Genomic DNA, 6,300 nt, shown 5'->3' on the forward strand with positions numbered 1-6,300 from the left:
TGGGATATTTTCAGTAAAGTTTCCAGGGATAAAATAGAAAGAACCATTTCTCCTGATAATCTGGCGTATGTGATCTATACCTCCGGAAGTACGGGTAGTCCCAAAGGGGTTCAGGTTGAACATAAAAGTATCGTCAGTTTATCTACGACTTGTGATTATATCAGTTTAACTGATCAAACAGTCTGGCTGTCCACAGGGTCGATATCCTTTGATGCAACGACCATAGAATACTGGGGAACCTTATTAAACGGAGGGAAATTGGTATTAACAACGACTGATACTCTATTGAACATAATACTTTTCAAAACATTGATCTTAGAGAATAAGATCACGACTTTATTTATGACCACTTCTTGGTTCCATCAAGTCGTAGAGGAAGATGTAAGTGTTTTCCAATCGTTGAAGTATTTATTGGTGGGCGGAGATACTGTTTTATACAAGTACACCGATAAAGTAAAAAAATTATACCCGGACCTTACAGTCATCATTGTATACGGACCTACCGAGAATACCACCTTTTCAACATCATATCTTATTGAAGTCACAGGCCATACGCTTCCAATTGGTAAACCGATCAAAGACAGTTATGCCTATATATTGGATAAACACATGAATCCAGCTCCTATAGGGGTTGTCGGTGAACTGGTTGTCGGAGGGTCAGGAGTAGCGAGAGGGTATTTGAATAATAAGGAGCTGACCAATGAGAAGTTCGTAGCCAATCCTTTCAAAGCAGGAGATCGTTTGTATAAGACCGGTGATTTAGCCAAATGGCTTCCTGACGGGAATATTGAGTTTACAGGCAGGAAGGATGATCAGGTAAAGATACGAGGTTACCGCATTGAACTGGGTGAGATCGAGAACGCATTGTCAGGATTACCTGGAATCGTTCAATCTTGTGTTTTAGCCAGTGCAGATGAACAGGGTAACAAAAGACTGATCGCTTATGTAGTGATGGAAGGAGGCCTGGACAAGGAAGCCTTGCAATCCCAATTGCAGGAAACTCTGCCGGAATATATGGTTCCGAGATTATGGGTAGAACTCGACGAGATGCCGCTGACCTCCAATGGAAAACTGGATCGGAAGGCATTGCCGGACATAGACTCCTCTGCTTTTTCCACGAAAGCCTACGTTGCGCCAAGGACAGAGACAGAAGAAAGATTAGCTAAGATCTGGCAGGAGCTTTTGGGAATTGAAAAGGTAGGAATCCATGATAACTTCTTCGAACTGGGAGGGCACAGTTTATTAGCCACTCGTTTGGTTTCAACTATTATTAAAGAATTTGAAACTGAAATTTTGATTAAAGATATTTTCAATTTTGTCAATATAGGTGAACTGGCTACTTATATAGAACATAAGAAAATAAAGGAAAAAGAAAGTTCAGATGTGTTTTACAAAAAGAAAATTACAATATAATGAATAAGGCTTTAAATATTATTAAAAAGGCTCATGATAAAGGTATTAAATTAGAATTAGAGGAAGGCTCCCTGGTTTTAAATTCAGAAAATGAAAATATCGATGATGCCTTGCTTGTTGAGATAAAGCTTAATAAGGAACTTATTATTGAACATTTCAATAAATTTGATGCAACCGAAACCACCTATAGACGACTTGATAAAGAAGAGATAAATCCTTTTGATAGAAAACTTATCAAAAAAATACCCTTATCCTTTGGTCAGGAACGTTTATGGTTTTTAGACCGATTGCAGGGGAGTGTGGAATACCATATCCCTTTTGCGCTGAAACTTTCGGGTGATTTGGATAAGAAGGCTCTTTTCCTGAGTCTTAAAGAAATCGTTACCCGTCATGAAGTACTTCGCACAATTATCTATTCAGAAGAAGGGGTGGGATATCAGAAAGTCCTTTCACCGGATGAATGGGAACTTTCTTTTAAAGATATAACAACTAACGCTTCTACACTAACGGAAGACTTAAGAGTGTTTTTATCAGCTCCTTTTGATCTGGATTCAGATTATATGTTCCGTTCGTGCCTGTATGACTTGGGGAATAATGAATACGTCCTTGCGGGAGTGTTCCATCATATTGCCAGTGACGGTTGGTCCCAAAATATATTAATTGGTGAGTTCATTCAACTTTATCGTTCTTATGTATCTGGCAAGGAAGTCGGTTTACCATCATTGTATTTGCAGTATGTTGATTATGCGCTGTGGCAGCGAAAGCATTTGGAAGGTACTATTATCGACAATCAATTATCCTACTGGGAAAATCAATTGCAAGGAGTAAATGTTTTAGAATTACCCACCGATTATAGGCGTCCTGCCTTACAGCGTTTTTCGGGAGCGAGCCTTTCCTTTGCACTGGACAAGAGCTTGAGTACAGGAATTAATGCTTTAAGCCAACAGGAGGGCGTTACCGTTTTCATGACCCTTTTGGCTGCATTTAAAGTTTTGTTGGGCAGATATAGCGCCCAGGAGGATATTTGTGTGGGTACTCCTGTCGCCAACCGTACCCAAAAGGAACTGGAAGGGATGATCGGTTTCTTTGTCAATACTTTGGCTCTTCGTTCCCAGATCAAAGGGGATGCATCTTTCCGTGAGTTTTTACAGGAAATTAAGCAAACGACTTTGAATGCTTACGACCACCAGCAGGTTCCCTTTGAGAAGGTGGTAGAGCGTGTTATAAGGACACGGGATATGAGTACAACTCCTCTGTTCCAGGTGATGTTTGCTTTACAGAATACACCGGATGCAGTGCAGATAGAGATGGATGGGCTTACTTTGAGCAATTATGAATCACAAGGGCAGGTCACTGCAAAATTTGACATAACAATAACCATAGAGGAGAGTGAGGCCGGTTTTTCTGTGAACATGAACTACTGTACGGATCTGTTTAAAGAAGAAACGATCCAAAGAATGTTCTTCCATTATCAGGAACTCTTACAATCCATTGTTGCATCTCCATCCACTCAGGTAAGTGATCTGGCAATGCTTACCGGAGAAGAAAGACATCAGTTACTAGAGGTGTTCAACGATACCGCCGTAGACTACCCGAAAGACAAGACCGTTGTTGACCTTTTTGAAGCGCAGGCAGTAAAAACTCCTGACGCTATAGCAGTGGTTTATGAAGGTGAGAGTCTTACATACAGGGAATTGGACGAACGTTCCAATCAGCTGGCTCATTACCTGATCAATAAAGGAGTCTCCTCAGAAGATCTGATAGGCATCTGCATGGATCGTTGCCTGGAGATGATCACTGGTATCCTTGGAATTCTGAAGTCAGGCGCAGCCTATGTTCCTATAGATCCTGATTATCCACAATCCCGTAAGGAATATATGGTAGAGGATTCGGGGATTAAGATATTACTTACTAATAGTGATAGTGCAATTACTCTTCAGGCTAAAGATGATATAGACGTTATTTTATTGAATAATGACTGGGATACTTTAGATAAAGTATCCAGAGATAAAATAAAAAGGGTGGCTTCTCCATCCAACCTGGCCTATATTATATACACCTCTGGAAGTACAGGAAAGCCGAAAGGAGTTATGAACTCTCACAAAGGGATGTTAAATAGTCTTCTGTGGGCTCAGGATACTTTCGGGTTGACATCAGAAGATGTGCTCCTGCAAAAAACGAGCTTTAGTTTTGATGTATCGATATGGGAGTTGATATGGCCCCTGATCAATGGATCAAAACTTATTTTTGTACGTCCAGGATTACAGGGAGATGTTACCTATCTAAAAGATTTGATAGAAACGGAAAAAGTGACCACCATTCATTTTGTCCCTTCGATGCTAGAGGTCTTTTTAGCAGAAATAGCTATCGGTGATTGTCCTTCTTTATCTAAGGTTTTATGTAGTGGGGAAGCGTTGACTGTGGAGCAGGTTCGTTCATTTAGGGCGCAATTCCCTAAAGTACGGTTTGATAATTTATACGGTCCTACTGAGGCATCTGTACACGCAAGTGGTTGGTCTGTACCAGAAGATATAAGTTCTTTGGAAAAGATTTACATAGGGTATCCTGTTTCTAATACAAGTATCTATATTTTAGATTCATCAGACTATATAAGTCCGATAGGCGTTGTAGGAGAATTGTGCATAGGAGGAGACAATGTAGCCGTTGGTTATTTGAACAATGAGGAGTTGACCAATGAAAAATTCGTATCTAATCCTTTCAAAGATGGAGAACGGATGTACAAGACTGGTGACTTGGCCAGATGGCTTTCTGATGGTACCATCGAGTTTTTAGGCAGGAAAGATGATCAGGTAAAAATCAACGGTTACCGGATAGAGCTAGGTGAAATCGAGAATATATTGTCCCGGTTACCGGGTGTGAGCCAATCATGTGTTGTGGCCAAACACGACATTAAAGAGAGCAAGCGGCTGGTCGCCTATGTGGTTATGGAGGAAAATCTGGACAAGGAGGCATTACAATCACAATTACAGAAAATTTTACCGGAATATATGGTTCCCAGGTTATGGGTACAAGTAGACGAGATGCCCCTGACATCAAGCGGAAAGTTAGATAGGAAGGCATTGCCGGAACTGGACCCATCTGCCTTGTCCACGAAAGAGTATGTTGCACCAAGGACAGAGATGGAAGAAGGATTAGCCGAGATCTGGCAGGATCTTTTGGGAGTAGAAAAAGTAGGTGTCCATGACAATTTCTTTGAACTGGGAGGCCAAAGTTTATTGGCAGTCCGGTTGATTTCCAAGGTTCAAGAAATAGGATATAGCATCCCTATTCGAGATATTTTTTCAAGCCCAACTATTGCTCAATTGAGTACGAAGTTAATTTCTACCGAAGAAGAATATAAGATCCCTGAGAATGGTATCGTAGAGGGATGTGAGTATATCACTCCTTCCATGGTGACTTTGGTGGATTTGAGCCAGAATGAACTGGATACCATCATGGACCATGTTCCGGGAGGTGCGGCCAATATCCAGGATATCTATCCATTGGCTCCTTTACAGGAAGGTATTTATTTTCACCACCTGATGAGTGATAGAAATACTGGTGATCCTTATGTATTACCTGTTCTATTATCTTTTTCATCACCGGATAAGCGTTCAGGATTTATAGATGCCTTGAGGTTTGTCATCAACCGCCATGATGTGCTTCGCACGTGTGTGCTGAATGAAGGGTTTACTCAGACCGTTCAGGTCGTACTGAGAGAAGTAGACCTGAAAGTAGAGGAGTTATCAATAGATGAAAGGCTTGATATTTTATCTCAGGTTGAGCAAGAGCAAACAAGCAACTTGTACATGGACTTGACCCAAGCACCGGCAGTACGAGTGAAAGTAGCTAGTGATGTGGCCAATGGAAAGTATTATTTGGTGTTGGATCACCATCATATGATGATGGATCACATTGGAACCTTAAAAATAATAGAAGAGGTTGGGCTTTATTTATCAGGGCAGACAGGTCTGCTTCCTACTCCGGCTTTATACAGAGATTTCATAGGTCATACCTTGAATAAGAATAAATTAGATGAGAGCAAAAAGTATTTTAGTGAGCTATTCGGACAGATTGAATCACCTACTTATCCTTTTAATTTAATAGATACCAAGATTGATGGAAATACTACAATCATCTCATCAAAGGTGATGGTATCTGCTGAATTGCGCGATGGTATCCGAAAGCTGTCGGCAGATCTTCAGATCAGTCCTGCTGTATTATTCCATGCGGCTTTTGGTCTTGTTTTGGGAAGATGCAGCGGTACAGATTATGCTCTGTTTGGTTCAGTTCTTTTGGGAAGGTTACAGGGAGCTAAAGGCTCGGAATCTTCATTGGGGCTGTTTATGAATACCCTTCCTGTATTATTGGATCTCAAAGGTGATATCCCTTCATACATCTCCCAGACGAATAAGCATTTGCAAAAGCTTTTGGATCATGAACAGACTTCTTTATCAAGTGTTCACGATTGGAGCGGTATTCCTAATGATGTCCCAATGTTCAGTGCCTTATTGAACTACAGACATTCTGGATCAGGCCATCTGGATCAGGTTCCTGGCTTTGATGGAGAATTGATATCAAGCTTTACCCGAGACAATTATCCGTTTTCTTTGGATGTTGATGATTATGGTCATGACTTTGGTTTAATCTTCAATATCTCATCTGTAGGAATTGATCCTTCTGCTATGGTATTATATATAGAAGAAGCATTGAAAGCATTGCTTTCAAATATGGATAAGCCATCGCAAACAACAGTTGAGGAACTGTCAATTCTAACGAAAGAAGAAGCCCATCAATTATTAGAGGAATTCAATACTACAACGATAGACTATCCTAAGGACATGACAGTTGTTGATTTGTTTGAATCACAGGCTGGAAAGACTCCCG

2 protein-coding genes are annotated in these 6,300 nt (G+C 40.7%); both read left to right on the forward strand.

Annotation, left to right across the window (positions count from 1 at the left end; translation table 11 throughout):
* A partial coding sequence (locus tag BUC06_RS23055) for a non-ribosomal peptide synthetase (RefSeq protein ID WP_139263428.1) occupies positions 1–1,413 on the forward strand: 1,413 nt, incomplete at its 5' end.
* The coding region (locus BUC06_RS23060; protein ID WP_139263429.1) for a non-ribosomal peptide synthetase at positions 1,413–6,300 on the forward strand (4,888 nt) is incomplete at its 3' end. The genes BUC06_RS23055 and BUC06_RS23060, both read left to right, overlap by 1 nt.

The organism is Chryseobacterium carnipullorum (genome assembly GCF_900142785.1).
GTDB classification, from domain to species: Bacteria; Bacteroidota; Bacteroidia; order Flavobacteriales; family Weeksellaceae; genus Chryseobacterium; species Chryseobacterium carnipullorum.